Annotated in this window: 21 protein-coding genes; 7 read left to right on the forward strand and 14 right to left on the reverse strand. The window is 68.5% G+C overall.

Annotation, left to right across the window (positions count from 1 at the left end; translation table 11 throughout):
• Positions 1-41 precede the first annotated feature (41 nt).
• Positions 42-887 (reverse strand): helix-turn-helix transcriptional regulator, encoded by an 846-nt coding sequence (locus tag ON43_RS22080; RefSeq protein WP_051178938.1) that lies wholly within the window; start codon positions 885-887, stop codon positions 42-44.
• A gap of 106 nt (positions 888-993) precedes the next feature.
• Here ON43_RS22080 and ON43_RS22085 point away from each other — a divergent pair, with 106 nt between their 5' ends.
• Positions 994-1,695, forward strand: coding sequence for an SDR family NAD(P)-dependent oxidoreductase (locus ON43_RS22085; protein WP_040810364.1), 702 nt, complete (start codon positions 994-996; stop codon positions 1,693-1,695).
• A gap of 6 nt (positions 1,696-1,701) precedes the next feature.
• Here ON43_RS22085 and ON43_RS22090 read toward each other — a convergent pair whose 3' ends face one another.
• From ON43_RS22090 to ON43_RS22100, 3 genes are all read right to left on the reverse strand, one after another.
• Positions 1,702-2,232, reverse strand: coding sequence for a hypothetical protein (locus tag ON43_RS22090; protein WP_157514139.1), 531 nt, complete (start codon positions 2,230-2,232; stop codon positions 1,702-1,704).
• A gap of 236 nt (positions 2,233-2,468) precedes the next feature.
• The gene (locus tag ON43_RS42685; RefSeq protein ID WP_051178903.1) at positions 2,469-3,437 is read right to left on the reverse strand and encodes a GGDEF domain-containing protein; all 969 of its coding nucleotides are present in this window, start codon (positions 3,435-3,437) and stop codon (positions 2,469-2,471) included.
• The gene (locus tag ON43_RS22100; RefSeq protein ID WP_040810368.1) at positions 3,434-4,249 is read right to left on the reverse strand and encodes an SAM-dependent methyltransferase; all 816 of its coding nucleotides are present in this window, start codon (positions 4,247-4,249) and stop codon (positions 3,434-3,436) included. Before ON43_RS22100 ends, ON43_RS42685 begins: the two co-directional genes overlap by 4 nt.
• Before the next feature lie 252 nt (positions 4,250-4,501).
• Here ON43_RS22100 and ON43_RS22105 point away from each other — a divergent pair, with 252 nt between their 5' ends.
• From ON43_RS22105 to ON43_RS22120, 4 genes are all read left to right on the forward strand, one after another.
• The gene (locus tag ON43_RS22105; RefSeq protein ID WP_040810532.1) at positions 4,502-5,359 is read left to right on the forward strand and encodes an alpha/beta fold hydrolase; all 858 of its coding nucleotides are present in this window, start codon (positions 4,502-4,504) and stop codon (positions 5,357-5,359) included.
• Between the two features lie 41 nt (positions 5,360-5,400).
• On the forward strand, positions 5,401-5,907 hold the full coding sequence (locus ON43_RS22110) for a nuclear transport factor 2 family protein (protein ID WP_040810533.1): 507 nt from the start codon (positions 5,401-5,403) through the stop codon (positions 5,905-5,907).
• A gap of 80 nt (positions 5,908-5,987) precedes the next feature.
• Positions 5,988-6,731, forward strand: a complete 744-nt coding sequence (locus ON43_RS22115; RefSeq protein WP_051178905.1) for a DUF3658 domain-containing protein — start codon at positions 5,988-5,990, stop codon at positions 6,729-6,731.
• Between the two features lie 71 nt (positions 6,732-6,802).
• On the forward strand, positions 6,803-7,462 hold the full coding sequence (locus ON43_RS22120; RefSeq protein ID WP_040810370.1) for a helix-turn-helix domain-containing protein: 660 nt from the start codon (positions 6,803-6,805) through the stop codon (positions 7,460-7,462).
• Positions 7,463-7,487: 25 nt separating this feature from the next.
• Here ON43_RS22120 and ON43_RS22125 read toward each other — a convergent pair whose 3' ends face one another.
• The 9 genes from ON43_RS22125 to ON43_RS22165 all read right to left on the reverse strand — a co-directional run bounded on the left by ON43_RS22125 (position 7,488) and on the right by ON43_RS22165 (position 16,617).
• On the reverse strand, positions 7,488-8,741 hold the full coding sequence (locus ON43_RS22125) for an allantoate amidohydrolase (RefSeq protein ID WP_040810372.1): 1,254 nt from the start codon (positions 8,739-8,741) through the stop codon (positions 7,488-7,490).
• Positions 8,738-10,063: an FMN-binding glutamate synthase family protein gene (locus ON43_RS22130; RefSeq protein ID WP_040810374.1), complete on the reverse strand. Its 1,326-nt coding sequence runs from the start codon at positions 10,061-10,063 to the stop codon at positions 8,738-8,740. Before ON43_RS22130 ends, ON43_RS22125 begins: the two co-directional genes overlap by 4 nt.
• A gap of 22 nt (positions 10,064-10,085) precedes the next feature.
• Positions 10,086-10,781 (reverse strand): GltB/FmdC/FwdC-like GXGXG domain-containing protein, encoded by a 696-nt coding sequence (locus tag ON43_RS22135; RefSeq protein WP_040810376.1) that lies wholly within the window; start codon positions 10,779-10,781, stop codon positions 10,086-10,088.
• Positions 10,766-11,665 (reverse strand): class II glutamine amidotransferase, encoded by a 900-nt coding sequence (locus ON43_RS22140; protein ID WP_040810378.1) that lies wholly within the window; start codon positions 11,663-11,665, stop codon positions 10,766-10,768. Before ON43_RS22140 ends, ON43_RS22135 begins: the two co-directional genes overlap by 16 nt.
• Positions 11,666-11,689: 24 nt before the next feature.
• Entirely contained in the window at positions 11,690-13,051 is a 1,362-nt protein-coding gene (gene glnT / locus ON43_RS22145) for a type III glutamate--ammonia ligase (RefSeq protein ID WP_040810380.1), read from the reverse strand.
• A 42-nt stretch (positions 13,052-13,093) separates the two neighbouring features.
• Positions 13,094-14,281, reverse strand: a complete 1,188-nt coding sequence (locus ON43_RS22150) for an NAD(P)/FAD-dependent oxidoreductase (RefSeq protein ID WP_040810382.1) — start codon at positions 14,279-14,281, stop codon at positions 13,094-13,096.
• A 195-nt stretch (positions 14,282-14,476) separates the two neighbouring features.
• Positions 14,477-14,968, reverse strand: a complete 492-nt coding sequence (locus ON43_RS22155) for a MarR family winged helix-turn-helix transcriptional regulator (protein WP_051178906.1) — start codon at positions 14,966-14,968, stop codon at positions 14,477-14,479.
• A gap of 24 nt (positions 14,969-14,992) precedes the next feature.
• Positions 14,993-16,072: an alkene reductase gene (locus tag ON43_RS22160; protein ID WP_040810385.1), complete on the reverse strand. Its 1,080-nt coding sequence runs from the start codon at positions 16,070-16,072 to the stop codon at positions 14,993-14,995.
• 98 nt (positions 16,073-16,170) lie between these two features.
• Positions 16,171-16,617, reverse strand: a complete 447-nt coding sequence (locus tag ON43_RS22165; protein ID WP_157514140.1) for a hypothetical protein — start codon at positions 16,615-16,617, stop codon at positions 16,171-16,173.
• A gap of 118 nt (positions 16,618-16,735) precedes the next feature.
• Here ON43_RS22165 and ON43_RS22170 point away from each other — a divergent pair, with 118 nt between their 5' ends.
• Complete coding sequence (locus ON43_RS22170; RefSeq protein WP_040810389.1) at positions 16,736-17,254, forward strand: P-loop nucleotide/nucleoside kinase family protein; 519 nt, start codon at positions 16,736-16,738, stop codon at positions 17,252-17,254.
• A gap of 7 nt (positions 17,255-17,261) precedes the next feature.
• Here the strand turns inward: ON43_RS22170 and ON43_RS22175 are convergent, their stop codons facing one another.
• The gene (locus ON43_RS22175; RefSeq protein ID WP_157514141.1) at positions 17,262-19,088 is read right to left on the reverse strand and encodes an alpha/beta hydrolase family protein; all 1,827 of its coding nucleotides are present in this window, start codon (positions 19,086-19,088) and stop codon (positions 17,262-17,264) included.
• Between the two features lie 263 nt (positions 19,089-19,351).
• Between ON43_RS22175 and ON43_RS45600 the strand changes: the two genes are divergently transcribed.
• Positions 19,352-21,076 (forward strand): alpha/beta hydrolase family protein, encoded by a 1,725-nt coding sequence (locus ON43_RS45600; protein WP_167333451.1) that lies wholly within the window; start codon positions 19,352-19,354, stop codon positions 21,074-21,076.
• The last annotated feature ends 1 nt before the right edge of the window (position 21,077 follow it).

The following is a 21,077-nucleotide window of genomic DNA, read 5'->3' on the forward strand; positions in this document are numbered from 1 at the left end:
TGTGCGCGGTGGTCCGGGGCGGCTAGGCGTTTCGGACTCATCTACACGCGCGACGGGCGCAAATCGTCATCTTCCGCGGTCAACAGGGCCAGCCGTTCGGCATCGGGGCTACCCGGTTCCGCGGTGTCGATCATGATGCGCAGATCGCAGCCCGCGACCGTCAGCACCGCGCAGTCCAAGGTGATCTCACCGACGGTCGGGTTATCGACGGTCTTCACGGCGACGTCGTATCCGGTCACCACACCGGACTCCCACAGGGCGGTGAACCGGGAACTGCGGGCACGCAGGTCGATGATCAGCTGCCGGAGCCGGCGGTCGGCGGGGTAGCGGATCTCGGCCGCGCGCAGGTCCGAGACCAGGGCGGTTTCGAGGGCTTCGAGGTCCTGCGCGGCGTAGCGGCCGAACGCACCCGGGCTGACGAAATGCCGCCACACCCGATTGCGAGCGTTGCCCTCCCAGTCCATCGGGTCGTCGAGCAGCGCCCGGCAGAACGAATTCGCTTGCAGCAGTGTCCAAGACGCGTCGAACACCGCGACCGGGATGCCGACCAGCCGATCCAGCATGCGCTGCACCGCGGGCGGGATGACGGTGGGCACGGTCCCGGCTTCGGGCACCACCAATCCGGCCGATCGATACAGGTGGGCGCGTTCCTCGGGCGACAGCCGCAGGGCACGGGCCAGCGCCTCGACCACCTGCGGCGAGGGATTCGAGGCGCGGCCCTGTTCCAGGCGGGTCACGTAATCGGCGGAAATGCCCGCCAGCAGCGCCAATTCCTCGCGCCGCAATCCGGGCGCGCGCCGCGCACCACCCGCCGACAGCCCGGCCGCATCGGGCGACACCTGATCACGCCAGCGCCGCACCGCTTTCCCGAATTCCGCAGTGGCCATGAAACTCATTCTGCCGTCACCCGCCGACCGCGCCGAGCCTGGTATCGGCAGTCCCAGGAAGATCAGGCGACTGGCTGTGCCTGCCGAGCGGCGCGAATCTGGAGCCATGACAACGACACTCATCACCGGGGCGAACAAGGGCATCGGATTCGAAACCGCCCGTCAACTGGTCGCCGCCGGGCACACCGTCTACCTCGGTAGCCGCGATCCCGAACGCGGCCGCCTCGCCGCCGAGCAGCTGGGTGCGCGCTCGGTGCAGCTGGATGTCACCGACGATGCCTCCGTGGACGCGGCCGTGAAGATCATCGAGGCGGACGGCGGCCTCGATGTCCTGGTCAACAATGCGGGCATCGATGTCGAGGGCAATGGCGCGGTCGGCATCGAGAACGTCACCGCCGACATGATGCGAACGGTCTTCGACACCAATGTCTTCGGCATCGTGCGCGTCACCCACGCGTTCATCCCGCTGCTGCGCCGCTCCCCCGCGCCGGTCATCGTCAATGTCAGCAGCTCGCTGGCCTCGATCGCGCTGGCCACCACCCCCGGCACCAAGGCCCGAACCTATCCCGGGCTGTCCTATCCGGTCTCGAAGACCGCGGTCAACCGAATCACCGTGCAGTACGCGAACGCGCTGCCCGAAATGCGAATCAACGCCGTGGAACCCGGGTACACCGCGACCGACCTCAATGCCCATTCGGGCACGCAGACCCCGGCGGAAGGTGCGCGGATCATCGCGCGCATGGCCCAGGTGAGCGCCGACGGACCCACCGGCGGCTATTTCGACGCCCAGGGGTCGATGCCCTGGTAGCGAGCCTCAGTGCTCGCCGGGATCGCTGCCCGGCTTGCCCTCGCCACCGGTTCCTTCACCCGTGGCGGGTGCGATGCGACGCGGTCTGGCGGCGGGCCGAATGCCGCGCGGCGGTGCGCCCTCCCCGGCGCGCTTGGCACGCAAAGCGGCCAGATCGATGACGTTCGCGTCCGCGTCGGCGCGATTCGGGTCGCGCTCGGGAGCCGGATGCCGTGTGGCGCCCGGATCGATCGGGATCCAGCCGGTCTCGCGCTGCAGTTCCGAACGCAATACGGGCCGGGTCGGGTCGGGGTCGTAGATGGAGCTGCCGTCGGGACGCCACACATTGCGGGGGCGCTCGCTGACTTCCTCGGTCATCCGACGCGGACGACGCGGGGGCAATCGGGTGAGATTGGATCCGCCGTCTCCGGCCTCGGGAGCGGACGCCTCGGCGGCCCGCAGACTTTCCAGCTTCTTGCGGAGGCGTTCCACCGCGTCGGACCTGTTCCCGCCGGGTCCCGGCAGGCCGCCGGACCCGGGTACTTCTCGGTCGGACATCGAACTAGCCGCAAACAGGCGCCGGGGCACCCGTCCCTGCGATGACCGGCGCCGGCGCACGCCGATCCCGGTACTTCTGCCTGATTGTCTCGCTCACGTTCGTATTCTCCCTCGGGCCCGCCCCACTATTTCGCACGCTTGCACGAGCGCCGAAACCGGCCCGCCGTTATCCACGTGACAAATCAACCATAACCGGCGATGCCGACCGGAATGCGCAGGCGATCCGCGGCGAGCTGTCAGGGCTCGGCGCGATAGCGGTGGCCGCCGCTGGTTTTCGCGGCGTACATGGCGCGGTCGGCGGCATGGATGAGGGTGGCCGGATTGTGCTCGCCGTCGGCGGTGGTGGCGATGCCGATGCTGGCCCGCACGTGGACCAGGGCGGTGGACAGCGGGAACGGCAGCGCGATTTCGATGAGGATGCGGTCGGCGATGACGCGCGCCGCGTCATCGGTGCCGGCGGCGGCGATGACGAATTCGTCTCCGCCGTAACGGCATACGCAGTCGTCGGGGCCGGTGACCGCGCGCAGCCGCTCGGCGACCGCGACCAGCAGTTCGTCGCCGATGCCGTGTCCGTGGAGGTCGTTGATCTGTTTGAAGCCGTCCAGATCCACCAGCAGCAGCGACAGCGGCCGGCCGGCGGCGAGGGATCGCAGAATGCTCTCCTCGAGCACGGTGCGATTGGGCAGCCCGGTGAGCCGGTCGTGGGTCGCGGCGTGGTGCAGCCGGTCCTGTAGCTCGCTGATCCGGTGTTCGCGGGCGGCGACGGCGGCGCGCAGGATGGTCTCGTGCTCGCCGAGGGCGCGTTCGGTCAGGGCCTCGGCGTAACCGGCCATCGCGTGCCCGGCCAGCAGCGCCCAGGCGGCGGCGGGTTCGGTGGGGGCGGCCAGCAGCAGGGCGCTGGCCAAGGGCCCGACGAACCGGGAGCTGGTGGGCAGTCCGGGCAGGCAGGTGGCGAGCTCGTGGCCGAGTGCCTGTGCGGCGCTGATGCTTTCGCTGTCCACCGAGCCGATGCTGCCGGTGTCGGCCGCGCTGATCCGGTCGAGTGAGCACAGGAAGTCGGTGGCCAGTTCCGCGGCCGCGACCGGATCGGTGGCGGTGTATCCCACCGCCGCAAGCAGTTTCAGGAATTGGTCGGCGACGCGCTGCAGGTGGCGCTCTCGGTCACAGGGATCCGATCGCGTCGCTCCCGATCGCCGCAGGATCATCGCAGGCGCCCCACCCCGGCGTATCCGGGGGTGTACGGGGCCGACTCCGAGCCGTTGGACAGCTCCGGCCGCCAGGCGGATGGCGCGACCAAACCCGGTGGCACCAGCTCGAATCCGTCGAACAGGTCCAGGATCTCCGCGTGCGGGCGCATGGAGAGCGGGGTCGGGGTGCGGCGGTAGAGGTCCTGGACGGCCTGGTGGGCATCGGCCTCGATGCTGCCGTGCACGATCACCAGGTAGCTGCCCGGGGCCAGCCGCTCCCGGATGCGGGCCAGGATTCCGGCCGGATCATCGGAATCGGGGATGAAATGCAGGACGGCGAGCAGTAATACGGCGACGGGACGGTCGAAATCGAGTAGCAGCCCGGCACCGTCGTCGCCGAGGAAATCGTCCGGACGGCGCAGATCGGCTTCCAGCACGAGCGTGTCGCGATCGCCCCGCAGCAGCGCACGGCTGTGGGTGACGGCGACGGGATCGTTGTCGACATAGACCACCCGCGCCCCGGGGGCCGATTCGCGCGCGACCTCGTGCACATTGCCGACCGTCGGAATCCCGGAGCCGACATCGAGGAACTGGGTGATGCCCTGCGCGGCCAGGAACCGGACCGCCCGCCCCAGAAACGCCCGATTCTCCCGCGCGATGACCGGCGCGTCCGGCATCTGGGCCATGGTCTCGCGCGCGAAGGCCCGATCGACCTGGAAATTATGTGATCCGCCGAGGAAGAAGTCCCAGACCCGGGCCGCGCTGGGCCGGTCCAGATCAACGGTCAGCGGCGCCCACTCCGGCCGCGTATCGGCATTCTCGGGCTCCATTCGCACGCATCCTCCCCAGGATCGATCGACTGTCCCCCGCATACACCCAACCACACTCGCCCTGCCCGAAGATCAGCGTACCGAGTGAGAGGGCGGGGGCGCAGGGTTGCGGTCCGCTCGGCCGGTCGAATGGCGTGAAAATCCCCTTTGTTGGCGTGCATCGACACCCGGCCGCCGATCCGGGCGCTCCTACTGTCGGAGCGTGTCCCCAATCGTGTTCTCGGACACGGTCTCACCGGTATGGAGTCCCATATGACCGAGTTTCTGGATCTCGACGGCGGCCGCCTCGCCTACGACGTCGAGGGTGTCGGCCCGCTGCTGGTGTTGTCGCACGGCATCGGCGATCATCGGCAGGTCTTCCGCTTCCTCGCACCGCGGCTGATCGAGGCCGGGTACCGGGTCGCCACGGTCGACGTGCGCGGCCACGGCGAATCCAGCCTGAACTGGACCTCACACGACGGCGGCGACGCCATCACCCGCACGGATGTGGCCGGGGATCTGCTCGCATTGATCCGTCAACTGGGCGGACCGGCGGTCATCATCGGGCATTCCATCTCGGGCGGCGCGGCCACCATCGCCGCCGCGAGTGAGCCCGGACTCGTGCGCGGCATCATCGAGATCAACCCGTTCACCCGGGTTCAACCGCTGCTCAGCCTGGGCGCGCTGGTCACCGTCCCGCGGTATCGCCGGGGTCAGCCGCGGCTGCTCGCGGCCGTGATCTTCCGCAGCCTGCGGCTGTGGTTGAGCTATCTGGATGTCGCCTACCCGACCCGCCCCGCCGACTACGACGACTACATGCGCGATCTCGCGGCGAAACTGAGCGAGCCCGGCCGCTTCGCGGAGTTCCTGAAGACCGGCAAGTCGACGCCCGCCGACGCCCAGGCCCAACTCCCCCACATCGCCTGCCCGGCGCTGGTCATCATGGGCGACCAGGATCCCGACTTCCCGGACCCGCGCGGTGAGGCGGACGCCATTGTCGCGGCCATGCCGCCCGGGCTGGGGTCGGTGGCGATGATCGCGGGCCACGGCCACTACCCGCACGCGGCGGCCGCCGACCAGGTCGCCGAGCTCGCGCTGAAATTCCTTGCCGGGCTGGAAGAGAAACCGTGACGGCCGCGTTCACCACCATCGCAACCGATGAAGGAGACCCGATGAGCATCACCCACCGCGCGCTGTCCGCGCCCGCCGACGATGTGGCGGCCGTGGCCGCCGAACTGCGCGACCGGGCCGAAATCACCGATGCCCTTTACCGATTCGCGCTCGGCCAGGATCGCAAGGATGCCGAACTGTTCGCCTCGGCCTTCACCGCCGACGCCGAACTCGACTTCCGCCCCGCCGCCGCCCGCTGGGGCGCCACGCCTCCGGTGATGACCGGCCGCGACACGATCGTCTCGGCGATCCTCGAAATGTTCACCGGCCGTGTGGATACCACCCACCAGGTCACCAATCCGCGCATCAGCATCGACGGCGACACCGCGACCATGACCGCCCTCGTCGAGGCCCAGCATCTGCTCACCGCCGACCACGACACCTTCGCGCTGCTGAAGAACCCCTACGAGTTGGAACTCGTGCGCGACGGCGACCGCTGGCTGATCCACCGCATGCGCATCGAGAACACCTGGTACCTCGGCGAGCCGAAGGCGTTCTTCGGGGGCTGAGCTCCCCGTGCGGATATCGGTACCGGAATTGGGTGTGAACCCTGAGGCGGCATCCGGTTACCGATGGGCACACTGGTCCAATGACGACATTGCACCTGGTAGGCGGGCCTTCGGCGGCCGAATCACTGCGCGTGGCGCTCGATGGCAGCGCCGAGCACGCCGACGAGGCGGTGGCGTGGTTTCCCGATGATCTGAGTTGCGGTCCGCTGATTCCCGACGATCCTGCCGCCCGGGAACACTGGGCGGAGTGGTGGGACGAGATGGTCACCGCGCAGACCGGCGCCCCGCCCGATCCTCCGATGAGCCTGGCCGAGGAACTGGCGCAGTTCTGGGACACGGTCGCGGCCGCCGAGCGCCTCGTGGTCTGGTACGGCCGCGACAACGCCGGTGAGCTCTCGTTCTTCCACGCCCTGTGCGACAGACTGCCAGATCGGCCCCTCGAAGCGGTCGAATTACTCGGCGCGGCAGGCGCTTACGCTCCGGAGGAGCTGGCCCGCTATCTCCCCCGCCCCGAACCGGTCACCGCCGACGAACGCGCGGCCGCGCGCCACACCTGGCAGCGAATCACGCGGGAGAATCAGACCTTCCGCATCGTCGCGGGCGAACTGACTTCCGCACCGGCCGACCACTACGACAAGGCCCTCCTCGACGCGGCCGCCCCGGACTGGACGGTCATCGCCCGGGTTGTAGCACCGGTGATGGCCGCACGGAATGTCGGTGACGCACCGCTGTTCTGGCGAGTGAAGGCCCTCGTCGACTCCGGCGCCCTGCTGGCCGACGGCAATCCGTGGCTGGTGCGCCAGACGAAGATCAAACGCCCGTAGCGCCACCGGGGTCTACACCAGCAGCAAAAGACGCTGTCCACTGGGAGGAAACCCCACGCTAGGATTCCGATATGAGCCCCCGAGCCGAACACCGCGACACCGGCGATCCCGCACCCGTGCAGCGGGAGGTGCCGCCTGATACGCCGACCGGCGTGGAGCTGGAGCGGGTGATCGGTAAGCAGGTGCGCGCGCTGCGGCTGGCCAGTGGGTTGTCGGTGGGTGATATGGCGGTCAAGGTGGGCATCTCCAAGGCCATGCTGTCCAAGATCGAGAATGCGCAAACCTCTTGCAGCCTTTCGACTTTGGCGCGGCTGGCGGCGGGTTTGGATGTGCCGGTCACCTCGTTGTTCCGGGGTGCGGACACCGCGCGTGAGGCGGTGTACACCTCGGCCGGGCACGGCGCGGTGATCGTCGGGCGCGGCACCCGGGTCGGGCACCACTACGAGCTACTCGGCGCGCTGCGCGGGCAGCACAAGCGGCTCGAGCCGGTGCTGGTCACCCTGACCGAGAGCAGTGAGACCTTCCCGTTGTTCCAGCATGCGGGCACCGAACTGCTGTACATGCTCGAGGGCGTGATGGTCTACGGCCATGGCGACTCGGAATACACACTGCGGCCGGGTGATTCGCTGTTGTTGGACGGTGAGGGCGCGCACGGGCCGAGCGAGCTGGTCCGGCTGCCCATCCGCTTCCTGGCGATCACCGCGTACCCGGACAATCACGTCGAGGAGTGAGACTCCCCGACGGTCACGCCGCGGCTCAGCCGCCGGTAACCCAAGCCGCCATGACATCGGCCAGGGCCGCCGCGCCGATATGGCAGTCGCTCGATTCTGCGAACTCCGACGGCGAGTGGGAGACGCCGGTGGGGTTGCGTACGAACAGCATTGCGGTCGGCACCCGGTCGGACAGGATGCCCGCGTCGTGCCCGGCCTGGGTCGGGATAACCGGAATGTCTCCCAGGTGGGCGAGCGCGGCGGCCAGTCGTGCCCGGGGCTCCGGCGGGAAATCGACCACGGGCGTGATGGATTCGGTTTGGACCGCGAGTTCGACGCCCTCGGCTCCGGCTTGGACGCGGGCCGCGCGGGCGATGCTCTCGACCAGGGCGTCGAGCGTGGACTGATCGGCGGCGCGGGCGTCCAGCCAGGCCCGGACCCGGGAGGGAATAGCATTGGTGCCGTTGGGCGAGACCAGCACCTTGCCGAAGGTGGCGACCGCCTCGTGCACCGCCGCCTCGGCGCGCGCCGCGTGCACGGTGGCCGCGAAGGGCAGCATGGGGTCGCGGCGGTCGACCAGACGGGTCGCGCCCGCGTGATTGGCCTCGCCGGTGAAATCGAATTCCCAGCGGCCGTGCGGCCAGATGGCCGAGGCCATGGCCAGCGGGCGGTCCACCAGGTCCAGGGCGCGGCCCTGTTCGATGTGCAGCTCGACGAAGACGCCGACGCGCTCGGTGAGGGTGAGGTCGGGGCCCAGTGACTCCGGATCGCGACCGGCGCGAATCAGGGCCTCGGCCAAGGTGATTCCGTCGCCGCCGCGCAGTCCCAGCGCCCGTTCGGGTGCGAGCACGCCGGTGCTGAGCTGGGAGCCGATGCAGGCGACGCCGAAGCGCGCGCCCTCCTCGTCCGAGAAGGCCACCACCGCAACGGGTATCGACGGTTCCACGGCTCGGGCGCGCAGCAGATCGACGGCGGTGAAGGCGGACACGATGCCCAGCGGGCCGTCGTAGGCCCCGCCGTCGGGCACCGAGTCCAGATGCGAACCGGTCACGAACGCGCCCTTGGGATCCCCCACCCAGTTGCGTGGCAGCCACCACGCCCACAGGTTGCCGTTGCGGTCCTCCTCCACGTCCATGGACCGGGCCGCCGCGCAGCCCCGGAACCATTCGCGCAGGGTGAGATCCGCGTCCGACCAGGCGAAGCGGCGATACCCGCCGGTGTCGGCGTGCCGCCCGACCGCCTCGATCTCGGCCCAGAGCGGGTCGAAGATCGGTGCGGCGGAATCGGATTCGGCGCTCATGCGACCGCCCCGGGAATCCAGTCGGTGCCCGCCAGCGGCACCCGCGCCATGGCGGCCGCCTCGACGGTCAGGGCCACCAGGTCCTCGGGTTCGAGATTGCGCAGGTGGGATTTGCCGCAGGCGCGGGCCAGGGTCTGCGCCTCCATGGTGAGCACGCGCAGGTAGTTGGCCAGGCGGCGGCCGCCCTCGATCGGGTCCAGGCGGGCGGCGAGTTCCGGGTCCTGGGTGGTGATGCCCGCCGGGTCGCGGCCGTCCTGGAAGTCGTCGTAGAAACCTGCCGCCGAACCGAGTGCCTCGTACTGCTCGGCGTAGCGGGGGTGGTTGTCGCCCAGGGCGATCAGGGCGGCGGTGCCGATGGCGACCGCGTCCGCGCCCAGCGCCATGGCCTTGGCCACGTCGGCGCCGGTGCGGATGCCGCCGGAGACGATGAGCTGCACCTGCCGGTGCACGCCCAGTTCCTGCAGCGCGCGGGCCGCCTGCGGGATGGCCGCGAGCGTGGGAATGCCGACGTGTTCGATGAACACGTCCTGGGTGGCGGCGGTGCCGCCCTGCATACCGTCCACTACGACCACGTCCGCACCCGCTTTCACCGCGAGTTTCACATCGTAGTAGGTGCGGGTCGCGCCGACCTTGATGTAGATCGGCTTCTCCCAATTCGTGATCTCGCGCAGTTCCAGGATCTTGATGGCGAGATCGTCCGGGCCGGTCCAGTCGGGGTGGCGGCAGGCGCTGCGCTGGTCGATGCCCTGCGGCAGGGTGCGCATGCCGGCGACCCGCTCGTTGATCTTCTGGCCCAGCAGCATGCCGCCGCCACCGGGCTTGGCGCCCTGGCCGAGCACGATCTCGATGGCGTCGGCGGCGCGCAGGTCATCCGGGTTCATGCCGTAGCGGGACGGAAGATACTGGTACACCAGGTGTTTGGACTGGCCGCGCTCCTCCGGGGTCATGCCGCCGTCTCCGGTGGTGGTGGAGGTGCCCACCGCGCTCGCGCCGCGGCCCAGCGCCTCCTTGGCCGGGCCGGACAGCGCGCCGAAGCTCATGCCCGCGATGGTGATCGGAATATCCAGGTGCAGTGAGTGTTTCGCGTGCCGGTCGCCGAGGACGACGTCGGTGTCGCAGCGTTCCCGGTAGCCCTCGAGCGGGTAGCGGGACATGGACGCGCCCAGGAACAGCAGGTCGTCGAAGTGCGGCAGTGGGCGTTTGGCGCCCCAGCCGCGGATGTCGTAGATGCCGGTGTCGGCGGCGCGCTGGATCTCGGCGATGGCGCGGCGGTCGAAGGTCGCCGATTCCCGTAGCGGCATGGGGTGATTCGCAGGGTGCATGGTGTCGCTCCTCGGGTGCGGGTCAGTACGCGGCCGCATTGTCGACGTGGAAGTGGTAGAGCTGGCGGGCCGAGCCGTAGCGGCTGAAATCCGCGGGGTCGGCGTCGAATCCGGCCAGCGACAACAGGTCCCGCAGTTCGGCCAGATGCTCGGCGCGCATGGGTTTGCGCACGCAGTCCGCGCCGAGGGAGGCCACCGTGCCGCGCACGTAGATGCGGGCCTCGTAGAGCGAATCCCCCAGCGCCTCACCGGCGTCGCCGAGCACCACCAGGCGTCCGGCCTGTCCCATGAAGGCGCTCATGTGGCCGATGCTGCCGCCCACCGCGATGTCCACGCCCTTCATCGAGATGCCGCAGCGCGCACCGGCATTGCCCTCGATGACCAGCAGCCCGCCGTGCGCGGTCGCGCCCGCCGACTGCGAGGCGTCGCCGCGCACCCGCACGGTGCCCGACATCATGTTCTCGGCGACGCCGACACCGGCGCTGCCGTTAACGGTCACGCTCGCGTGCTGGTTCATGCCCGCGCAGTAGTAGCCGACGTGCCCGTCGATGACGACGTCCATGTCCCGGTTCAGCCCGCAGGCCAGCGCGTGTGCGCCGCGCGGGTTGGTGAGGGTCACCGCGGCCGGGGCGTCGGGGGCGTTGAGCGCGGAATTCACCGCGCGCGTGCCGGATTCGACGACGTCGAGGATGGTGCGCTCGGTCACGATCGCCGCCATAGGTACACCTCTTCCGGTTCGGGTTCGAAGATTCGGGCCTGCTCGACGCCGGGGAGTTCGGCCAGGGCGCGGTATTCCGAGGCCATGGCCACCCAGCGGTCGGTCTCGGCGATGACGGCCGGTTTGCAGGCGATGGCGTCGCGGACCACGGCGAAGGAGTCGCTGGTGGACACCAGCAGGGTGTAGAAGCCGTCGAAGCGTTCGTTCAACAGCAGCAGCGCCTTCTCCAGGTCCGCGCCGCGGGCCAACTGGTCGGCGACGAAGCGCGCGCCCACCTCGGTGTCGTTCTCGCTGTCGAATTCGACACCGTGGCGCAGCAATTCGTGCTTGATGCTCATGTGGTTGCTGAACGAGCCGTTGTGGACCAGGCATTGGCCCGGGCCGACCGAGAAGGGGTGTGAGCCCTCGGCGGTCACGGCGGACTCGGTCGCCATGCGGGTGTGGGCGACGCCCTGCCAGCCCTGGGCGGCCGGCAGGCCGAAATCGCGGGCCAGCGTGGCCGGATCGCCGACGCCCTTCAGGACGGTCAGCTCGCCGCCGAAGCCGATCACGCGGGCCTGGGGCACGAGCTTGCGCACGGCCTCGACCACTTCCTCCGCTGCCGCAACGGAATTCAGCACGATGGTCGGTGCGAGTTCCAGCGCCGTCACCGGCAGGCCCACCAGCTCGGTCAATGCGGCGGCGAGTTCCGCGGCGGGCAGCGGCGAGTCCAGCAGCGACACCGTCTCGGTGCCGGGCGGCGACCACATCGGATCGCCGTAGACCGCCATACCGGCCGAATCGGGCCCGCGGTCGCACATCTGGTCGAGCATGCCGGTGAGCAGTGTGCCCAGGCGGGGGTACAGCGCGGGGTCGCGCAGGTGCAGGCCGACAATGCCGCACATGGTGTCCTCCAGAGGGTTCCGGGCTCAGAAAGCCGTGAGGTAGTGCTCGATCTCCCAGTCGGAGACGGTGTTGTGCCAGGCGAAGAACTCCTCGCGCTTGCGCTCGGCGAAATAGTCGGCGACGCCGGGACCGGCGATATCGAGGGCGGCGGTGACGACCGGGTCGGCGGTGAGCGCGTCCATGGCGTGCACGAGAGTCATGGGGAGCGTGTCGCCTTGACGCTCGCCCGGCGCGCCGGGATCCAGTTCGCGCTCGATGCCGTCGAGCCCGGCCGCCACCGCGGCGGCGATGGCCAGGTAGGGGTTCGCCGATCCGTCCGCGCCGCGCAATTCGACCCGGTGCGAGTCGGGGACGCGCAGATAGTGGGTTCGGTCGTTGCCGCCGTAGGTGGCGTAGCGCGGGGACCAGGTCGCGCCGCTGGCGGTGCTGGTCGCGCCGGTTCGCTTGTAGGAGTTGACCGTTGGGGCGATGACACCCTGCAGGGCGCAAGCGTGGTCGAGCATGCCCGCGAGGAAGCCGTACGCCGTCGGCGACAGGCCCAGCCCGCGCGGGTCGGCGGCGTCGGGGAACAGCGGCCGGTCCCCCGCCCACAGCGACAGGTGCAGGTGCATGCCGGTCCCGGTGCGATCGGTGAAGGGCTTGGGCATGAAAGTGGCCTTCATGCCGCGTTTCTCGGCGATCACCGACAGTAGGTAGCGGGCGGTGATCACGCGGTCGGCGGTGGTCAGCGCGTCGGAATAGTCGAAGTTCTGCTCGAACTGGCCGTTGCCGTCCTCGTGGTCGCTGGCGTAGTTGCCCCAGCCCAGCGAGTTCATGGCCTGCGAGACCTCGGTGAGGTGGTCGTACATGCGGGTCACATCGCGGGCGTCGTAGCAGGGCTGACGGCTCACATCGGCGGCGTCGGCCGGGGCCAGGCCCGCCGGGGTGCGGTCCACCAGGAAGTACTCGATCTCCGCGCCGACATTCACGGTGTAGCCGCGCTCGGCCGCGCGAGACAGCGTGCGCTCCAGGATGACCCGGGGCGCGAACGGCCACGGCGTGCCTTCGACCTGCGGGGTGCAGTGCACCATCGCCAGGCCCGGGCGCACGAACGGGATCGGGGTGAAGGTGCCGACGTCCGGGATCGCCATCAGGTCCGGGTCGCGCGGCTGCTGGCCGATCATGCCCGCGGCGTATCCGGCGAAACCCACTCCCTCCTCGGCCAATTGATCCACCGCCTGGACGGGGACCAGTTTGGCGCAGGGCTTGCCGGACAGGGTGGTGAACACGGCCAGGATGAAGGTGGTGCCGGTGTCGCGGGCCTGTTCGGCCAGGGTGCGATGGGTGGTGATGGGGGTGACGGTCGCGGTGGGGGTGACGGTCGCGGTGGGGGTGTCTATCGCCATTTCGGCTCCTGGAACAGCGGATGAATCGGATGTGGTTGGAGGTCAGCGCATTTCGCCGGCGCCCGCGTACGGGTGCGGGCTGAGCAGGGGGCGGCCCTCGGCGAATCGGGAGTAGCGGAAGTCGGCCGCGTTCACGTTCGGCAGCGTGGTCTCGCCGTCCAGCAGCAGGTCGGCGACCAGGCGGCCGACCGCCGGGGAGATCTTGAAGCCGTGGCCGGAGAAGCCGGTCGCGAGGAACAGGTCGTCGATCGGGGCGGGCCCGATGATCGGGTTGTAGTCCGGGGTCACGTCGTAGGCGCCGACATAGCTGCCGGTGACGCGCGGGTCCGGCATGCCCGGCAGGCGGTGGTCGAGGCGGCCGATGACCTTTTCGACGGTGGAGTCGTCGGCGCGGTTGACGAAATCGTCCGGGTCCACGTACTCGGGTACGGCGTGATCGCTGTTGCCCGCCAGGAGTTCTCCGTTCGGCTCGCGGCAGAGGTATTGCAGGCTGGCGAGATCGGAGAGCACGGGCACGGACGGGAGCGGCTCGCCCTGGTCGATCAGGATCAGTTGGGCGCGTTGGGCTTTCACCGGAACATCGACCCCGACGGCGGCGGTCAGGGCCGGTGTCCACGGTCCGGCGGCGACGATCACCGTGCCCGCATGCAGCTCGGTACCGTCCGCGAGCCGCGCGCCGATGACCCGGCCGTCGCGCTCGAGCAGTTCGACGACCTCGCACTGCTGCCGGATTCGCACGCCGCGTTCCCGCGCCGCGGCCCCGAAAGCCATTCCGGTCAAATAGGCTTCGCCTCTTCCGCCGCGCGGCTCGTAGGCCAGCGCGGCGAAGTCGTCGACGCGCAGCCCCGGCCACAGCTCGGCCATCTCCTCCGACTCGATGAGGTCGACCTCGATGCCGAGTTCCTGCTGCATGGCCACATTGGCCTTCAGGGGATCGACATTGTCCGCGCCGACGCCGACCACGTACCCGCACTGCCGGAACCCCAGATCATCCCCGAGGATCTCGCGAGCGTTCTCGAAGAACGGCACCGACCACCACGACATGGCCGCCAGCGAGGGCGCGCCGTAATGACACCTGACCACCCCGCTGGACTTGCCGGTCATGCCGGAGCACAGCGTGTTCCGCTCCACCACCAACACATCCGTCGCCCCGCGTTCGGCCAGCGACCACGCGATCGCCAGGCCTTCCAATCCCCCACCGATGATGAGGAACTCCGTGGTGCGGGTCATCTACCCTCGCCTCCCGCCGCGTCTTCTTTCATGAATCGTTGTTGCCTATCATGAAACCACGGTGGCGCGAGGCGGGCCAGCGGTTAACTAAGTTGTCACAGTCGAGCACACTGCCGAAACAACGGCGAATAACCTTGAGTGAAACGACGTTTCAGTCAGTGAATCGGAGCGGTCGGTTCGGTCCGGCTTCCCGACTCAGTCCGGTTTCTCGGTGGCGCGCGCGAGACCGCGGGCGACTTGGTCGAGGGTTTCGATGACGGCGGCCCGCTGCTCGGCGGTGAGGCCTGCCGTGGTGCGCTGTTCCAGCTCGGCCCACAGGGCTTCGACCTGGCCGCGCAGGGCCAGACCGGCTGCGGTCGATTCGATGATGGTGGCGCGCTTGTCATCCGGGCTCGGCGTGCGCCGCACGAAGCCCGCGTGTTCCAGGCGCTGCACGGTGCGGGTCATGGTGGCGGCGTCGGAGCCGAGCATGCGGACCAGATCGGCCTGGCGCTGCGGGCCGCGATCCCACAGCTGCATCATGACCAGCTCCTGCCCCGGGTAGAGGCCGACGCGGCGCAGCAGTTGCGCGGCGAGCATGCGATGCAGGCGGGCCACCCGCAGGATCGCGTGATTGAACGCATCCGACTGCACCGAGGGCGGCAGCGATTCCTCGGATGCACCGATCGGCTTGTCGGATGCGCTCATTCACTTCTCCCAGGTCGTGCCCGCTCAGGCCGTGAGGCGGGGGTAATCGGTATAGCCACGCTCATCGCCACCATAGAAAGTGGCGCGGTCGGGTGTGTTGAACGGGCCTCCGGCGGCGAGTCGCTCGGGCAGGTCCGGGTTGGCCAGGAACAGTGCGCCGAAGGAGATCATGTCGGCAACGCCGTCCTCGATGAGGGCCAGTTCACCGGGACCGGTCACCGAGTCGGGTGTGGCCGGATTCAGAATGAAGGTGCCGCTGAACCGCTTCCGCAGTTCGACGGTTAGGTCGCGGTCCGCACCCGGACCCATCTCCATGACGTGCAGATAAGCCAGGCCCAGCGGCTCGAGCGCATCGACCAGCGCGAGATAGGTATCCCGGTAACCCTCCTCCGCAATGTCATTGCTGCCGTTGGCCGGCGAGATCCTCAGCCCAACCCGCTCCGGCCCGATTGCCGCGGCCACCGCCCGCATCACCTCGAGCGGAAACCGAATCCGCCGCTGCACCGACCCACCCCACCCGTCATCGCGCAGATTGGCGTTGGTGGACAGAAACTGATGCAGCAGATAGCCATTCGCACCGTGCACCTCAACCCCGTCGAACCCGGCCGCGATGGCATTGCGAGCCGCCCGCGCGAAATCCTCGACGGTGTCGAGTATCCCGGCCTCGGTCAGCTCCACCGGAACCACGAAGTCCCGCACCCCTTCCGGAGTGAAGGTCTTCCCACTCGCCGCAACCGCCGAGGGCCCCACCAGCCATTGCCCTTCGGGCAACATGCTCGGATGCCCGATCCGCCCAGCATGCATGAGCTGCGCAAAAATCGTCCCACCCGCAGCATGCACCGCCTCGGTCACCCGCCGCCACCCTTCGACCTGCGCGTCACTGTGCAGGCCGGGAGTAGCGACATAGCCCTGCCCCACAACCGAAGGCTGAATGGCCTCACTGACGATCAACCCCGCGCTCGCACGCTGCGCATAGTAGGTAGCCATGGCCGGAGTAGGTGTCGCACCGACCCCGTAGGCACGACTGCGGGTCATGGGAGCCATGACGATGCGATTGGACAGACGCCGACCGGCAAGGTCGATCGAATCGAATGCGGTAGTCATACTTGTTCGAACAGGTATCTCAACGAGATTGTTCCCAATCTGCCAGTGACCACCACTATTTCCATATACCTGTCCAGCCAAGCACTCTTCGCGCTGGGCTACCGTTCGCGTGCACCAGACCTCCCGCGACGCCGCCCCACCGCCCGCAAAACCTCCGCCAACAGCCCGAGCACGAACACCGCCTCCCCCACCACCAGCGCACGCCCCGCCGCGTCGGTGGTGAGGGTTTCACCGAGGCTCTGGTCGGGCAGAAAGGTCAGCGCAGTGAGAGTCACTGCCACAAAGCACAATCCGTACGCGCAGACCGCTGGAATCAGCAATCGCATCGCCCGCACCGGCGTCATCGGAGCCCGCGCCACCCGCCACGCGAGCCCAACCCCACCAACCAAACTGAACGCGAGCCACCCGTAATTGGTGGTACTGAACCCGTTGATCCCCCGAAAATCGAAGTGGCGCAACGCTCCGACGACAACGTCCACCGCAGCCGCAGCGGCCAACGACCCCAACCACGGCCACAGCGCCACGACATTGCGTAAACCAACCATCCGAGCCTCCTACCATCACCGCCCGGCAAACCCATCCTGCGCGCATCACACCCCGCGCACATCGGGGACAACCCCCGACCCCACCCCGAAACCACTCGAACCGGATCATGATCGACGCATGGATGGACTTCTGGTGTTGGTGAACGGCCTTCCCGGCGCGGGTAAGACGACGTTGGGTGGCGGGCTGGCTCGTACTTTGGACGCTTGGTTCCTTTCCAAGGACGCTGTCAAGGAAGCCTTGGTTGCCGCCGTTGAAAACATCACCGCGGTACCGGAATTCGGGGGGATCGCGATGGACACGGTGTGGGCGCTGGCCGAACAGTCGTCGGTCGATGTCGTCATCGACTCCTGGTGGTTCAAGCCTCGCGATCTGGCTTTCGCCCGCGCGGGCATCGAGAAGTCCGGTGCTCGTCGGGTCGTGGAAGTCTGGTGCGACGTGCCCGCGGAAGTCGCCAGGAGCCGGTATTCCTCCCGGCGGCGGGCGGCCATCTATCGCGACCGTGAACGCCTGGCCGAGAACTGGGATGAGTGGGCGGCTCACGCGGCTCCGCTGGGTCTGGCTCCGACCGTCCTGGTCGACACCACCCGCCCGGTCGACCTCACCGCCCTTGCCGAGCAGGTGAGGGCTGCTGTGTGAAGCAAGATCACGGGGTGAAGGGGATGAGGGTGCCTGCGGGGACACAGAGTTGGGGATCGGGTTCGCCGTAGAGGCGGGAGAGGAGGGACTTCAAGGGGGTGAAGAGGACTGTTTCTACGTCGTTGCGGGTGGGGGTGGTCATGCAGTAGCTGGGGCCGGCGGCGCCCTCCGGGGATACTTCCGCGGCGGTGGCTTCGGAGAGGTTGGCGTCCGGCGAGGTGGCGCGGGTGCAGGCGTCGGTGTCCTTCAGGATGTTGCAGTCGAGCCAGTCGACGGCGAAATGGGTTGAGGCGGCCCAGGATCCGACGGCTCGAGGGGTGACCATGTCGATGTTGGATGTATCGCCGTGGCTGCCGCCCTTGAGGACGAGGAATTGGAGTGGGGCGTTGCCGCGGGCGTTGCCGCGGACCCAGTCGTACCAGGACTTGCCGCCGAGGGGGCCGTCGGTGGGGTCGAAACCGATATGCGCGCCACCGAGATTGAAGTCGTTGATGGGGAAGGCGCCGCCGGCGGTCATGCCGGGGATGTCGGTGTCGGCGGTCTGGATCTGGGTGGGGACATTGCCGAAGCTGGGCTCGAAGCCCGACATCAATACGGCCGCAGCGGGTTTCGGTAGCGGGCGGCCGTCCATGCCGTGGCCCTCGCCGATGTCGTAGAGGTAGTGGCTGGTGGCGATGGAGCCCATGGACTGGGCCATCAGGCCGACCTGGTCGGTGTCGATCAGGTCCAGGACCGGGTTGCGGTCGTTGGCGCCCGCGGGTGCGTAGGCGGGGTTGTAGCGCTGGCCCAGGCGCGGGATGTGCACAGTGTTCCAGAAGTCGACGAGGTTGGAGGTGTCGCCGAGCAGGGTCTGGGTGTCGGAGGACGGGATGATGTCGTCACCGACCACCCAGCGCACCACGTCCTCGACATCGCGGCACGGGCCGGACGCGAAGCAGTGCGGGGTGTTGTACGGGACGACCTCATCCAGCACGGTGCCATCGCTCGCGCCCTGACCCGCCTCGTCATAGGTGAGACCGATGTAGCCGTGGCGCACGGCCGTCATCGTGTACGCGTAGTACGACGACTGCGGGACCGCCGCGCCATTGGTGAACACCGTCATCGGGAACCTGTGGCCCGGATTCGGTTGCAGCGCATCCTCGGGCAGCCAGAGGGTCGCGGCCAGGCGCAGGCCGCGGGCGTTCACGATCTGGATCTTGCGGGCTTGGCCGAGCTTGAAGTCCGCGCCCGGAGTATCCGCGGAAACGCAGTCGCCGCTGCGGGTTTCGTAGAGGACGGTGTCGTCGGGCAGGATGCACGGGTAGCGGAACGCGCCGGTGATGCCGACATTGCCGGGGCTGTTGGTCAGCGAATCGCCGTCGAGGGTGTTGTCGGCGGGGTCGCCGAACACCCCGCTGTGGCTCCAGTTCGGCAGGAACAGCCGGTTCGCGGGAATCGGTTGCGCACCAAGGACTGTCGGGAACTGCCGGATCGACTCATCGAGCACCTTCTCGATATTGTCTCGCAGCTTCTGCTGCCCATCGGGCCCCTGGTACTGCCCCGGGTCGAGCATGGGCGCGAGATCGGCGAAGGCGCGGCCGGGCAGGCTGGTCAAATGCGCTATCCAGTACTGGAATTCGGCGGGATTCGCCCAATCGTGCTGATAGCCCTGCAGCAGCATGGCCATGTTCTGCAGCAGGTACGCCGGGTCCACCGCCGCCGGATCGGGCGTCGCGGGAGCCGTCGCCGCGGGTTCGTCGGCCAGCGCCGGAGCCGAGGCGGCGGCCACACCAAGCAGGCCGACCGCCACTACCGCCGCGGCACAGCGCACCCGACGCCGAATTGATCCGGTCATGGAACACCCTCCTCATTGATCCCCGGTGTACCAGACAGTGAAGTTGACCATTGCGGTAGAGCGAGAGTGCGCGACCGGCCAAGTGATTGGCATTTGGCGTCGCATCCGCGCCTGACGGTGTTATCGAGGCGAGCCGATCTTGTCGAGAATTGTCAACCTCATGGCAGTCCGCGACCTGCCGGTTCCGCGCCCGGCCCATTTCAATTCGGAAGTGAGACCCGGATCACCGCAGACCCGGGTGCTGAATGAGCCAGGAGGTCGGGGTGCGTAGAGCCCGTCGTATTCGTGGTCTGGCAGCGCTGCCCGCGGCAGTGGTGCTCGCCTTGGGAGGGAGCATGGCCGCCGCCCCGGCACAGGCCGATCCCTATCCCGCGCCGCAGGCGCCGGACCCGTCGTATGTGTTCACCGAGATCGGGCAGCTGTTCACGGGCACATTCGTCGACGCGCTGACCCCGGGGCAGCTCCAATACTTCGTCGAGGCGGGCATTCTCGACACGGCGGGCCGGTTGGCGGAGCCGTTCGTAGACCTCACCAAGCCCGAGACCTGGCATACGCCGCAGGGCGCGTCGGGGGCGGCGGCCGCGGCGCAGAAGATCTGGGACGCGCTGACCCATGTCGCACCGTTCGGCATCGGCCTGCCCACGCATCCGGCCTACATCCCCGACTGGAATCGCAACGGGCGCTTCGGCATTGCCGATGTCGACGACGCAGTGCACGACGATGAGTACGACAATCCGACCTACGCACAGGCGAAGTTCCGGATGCCGTGCAACAACGCCGACGGCACCGTCTGGTTCGAGACGGTCGACGGTTCCTGCGCCCCGGGTGAATCCGCCGCGGTCTTCAAGCAGGGCACGGTCAAGAAGTTCCGGGTCGTCGACGCGCGCGGAATCTCCTTGGCGGGCAAGGTCTTCTTCCCCGACGGCGTCGACCCCGACAACCCTGACGGGCAGAAGCGCCCGGTCACGATCGGCTTCCCCGGCGCGTCCGAGCATCAGAGCGATGTCGGCATGTACGCCATGGGCGCGGCCCGCAACGGCTTCATCAGCTTCACCTTCGCCCAGGCCGGACAGCCCGCGAGCGACGGCAACGCGCTGGACCTGGTCACTCCGCTGCTGCAGGTGGAGCACTGCTTCGCGCCCGGTTCCTGCCTGGACGCGCAGGACGTCACCCGCTGGGTCGCCGGACAGGACATCACCGCGATCAGCGATCTCAACAATGAGCTCGGCAATCTGCTGCGCGCGCAGAATCCGCGCCTGGTCCGGATCAACCCGGCCTATGCCCCGGTCGGGGAGAACCAGCGCAATCCGTGGCTGGATCTGCTCGATCTCGACCACATCAACCTGTGGGGCCAGTCGGTCGGTTCGATCGGCATGTCCTCATATCTGAACTGGCAGGACAAGGGCTTCGGCTACGACGGCCGCCCGCTGCCGCGAGTGGATTCCTTCGTCGGCATGTCCGGTTTCACCCACCATGTCGCCTCGGCCGCGGTCCAGTATCAGACCGCCGACTTCGACATCCCGGGCCTGAACGAGAACGGCTTCCTGCCGCCCAACCCGATCTTCGACCCGACCGACGGGCCGATCGGCACCAAGGACCTCTACGACCTGGAACGCCGGGATCCGCGCAGTACCAAGCCCATGATGTTCGTCGACTACGAGGGCGGCAGCCACGGCGACTCCATCAACTGGCTCGGGGTGCCGCACAATGCGAAATCGCCTGCGCTGTCGGTGCATTACGCCATGGCGTGGTTCAACTGCTACGGCCGCGGCGATGCCGATCAGGCCGCCTGCGATTCGCTGAGCCAGCCGATCGACGGCCTGTCGCGTGCCGTCGCGACGGAGTACGCGCCGCAGGGGCATGACGGGCCGAGCCTGTGCGTCACGATCCCCGATCGCGCCACCCTCGAGCAGATTTTCCGGCCGCAGATCTTCCTCCAGAACCTCACCAGCAGCCCGGGCTGGCACGACTGCACCCCGCAGTCGTAGG

This window comes from Nocardia concava NBRC 100430, assembly GCF_000308815.1.
Classification (GTDB): Bacteria; Actinomycetota; Actinomycetes; order Mycobacteriales; family Mycobacteriaceae; genus Nocardia; species Nocardia concava.

Coding starts and splice junctions, on each gene's coding strand:
- ON43_RS22100 (WP_040810368.1), bottom strand. CDS start 4,249: ATGGAGCCCGAGAATGCCGATACGCGGCCGGAGTGGGCGCCGCTGACC.
- ON43_RS22115 (WP_051178905.1), top strand. CDS start 5,988: ATGACGACATTGCACCTGGTAGGCGGGCCTTCGGCGGCCGAATCACTG.
- ON43_RS22120 (WP_040810370.1), top strand. CDS start 6,803: ATGAGCCCCCGAGCCGAACACCGCGACACCGGCGATCCCGCACCCGTG.
- ON43_RS22105 (WP_040810532.1), top strand. CDS start 4,502: ATGACCGAGTTTCTGGATCTCGACGGCGGCCGCCTCGCCTACGACGTC.
- ON43_RS22170 (WP_040810389.1), top strand. CDS start 16,736: ATGGATGGACTTCTGGTGTTGGTGAACGGCCTTCCCGGCGCGGGTAAG.
- ON43_RS22135 (WP_040810376.1), bottom strand. CDS start 10,781: ATGGCGGCGATCGTGACCGAGCGCACCATCCTCGACGTCGTCGAATCC.
- ON43_RS22130 (WP_040810374.1), bottom strand. CDS start 10,063: ATGCACCCTGCGAATCACCCCATGCCGCTACGGGAATCGGCGACCTTC.
- ON43_RS22150 (WP_040810382.1), bottom strand. CDS start 14,281: ATGACCCGCACCACGGAGTTCCTCATCATCGGTGGGGGATTGGAAGGC.
- ON43_RS22090 (WP_157514139.1), bottom strand. CDS start 2,232: ATGTCCGACCGAGAAGTACCCGGGTCCGGCGGCCTGCCGGGACCCGGC.
- ON43_RS22110 (WP_040810533.1), top strand. CDS start 5,401: ATGAGCATCACCCACCGCGCGCTGTCCGCGCCCGCCGACGATGTGGCG.
- ON43_RS22155 (WP_051178906.1), bottom strand. CDS start 14,968: ATGAGCGCATCCGACAAGCCGATCGGTGCATCCGAGGAATCGCTGCCG.
- ON43_RS42685 (WP_051178903.1), bottom strand. CDS start 3,437: ATGATCCTGCGGCGATCGGGAGCGACGCGATCGGATCCCTGTGACCGA.
- glnT (WP_040810380.1), bottom strand. CDS start 13,051: ATGGCGATAGACACCCCCACCGCGACCGTCACCCCCACCGCGACCGTC.
- ON43_RS22165 (WP_157514140.1), bottom strand. CDS start 16,617: ATGGTTGGTTTACGCAATGTCGTGGCGCTGTGGCCGTGGTTGGGGTCG.
- ON43_RS22085 (WP_040810364.1), top strand. CDS start 994: ATGACAACGACACTCATCACCGGGGCGAACAAGGGCATCGGATTCGAA.
- ON43_RS22160 (WP_040810385.1), bottom strand. CDS start 16,072: ATGACTACCGCATTCGATTCGATCGACCTTGCCGGTCGGCGTCTGTCC.
- ON43_RS22080 (WP_051178938.1), bottom strand. CDS start 887: ATGGCCACTGCGGAATTCGGGAAAGCGGTGCGGCGCTGGCGTGATCAG.
- ON43_RS22140 (WP_040810378.1), bottom strand. CDS start 11,665: ATGTGCGGCATTGTCGGCCTGCACCTGCGCGACCCCGCGCTGTACCCC.
- ON43_RS22175 (WP_157514141.1), bottom strand. CDS start 19,088: ATGACCGGATCAATTCGGCGTCGGGTGCGCTGTGCCGCGGCGGTAGTG.
- ON43_RS22125 (WP_040810372.1), bottom strand. CDS start 8,741: ATGAGCGCCGAATCCGATTCCGCCGCACCGATCTTCGACCCGCTCTGG.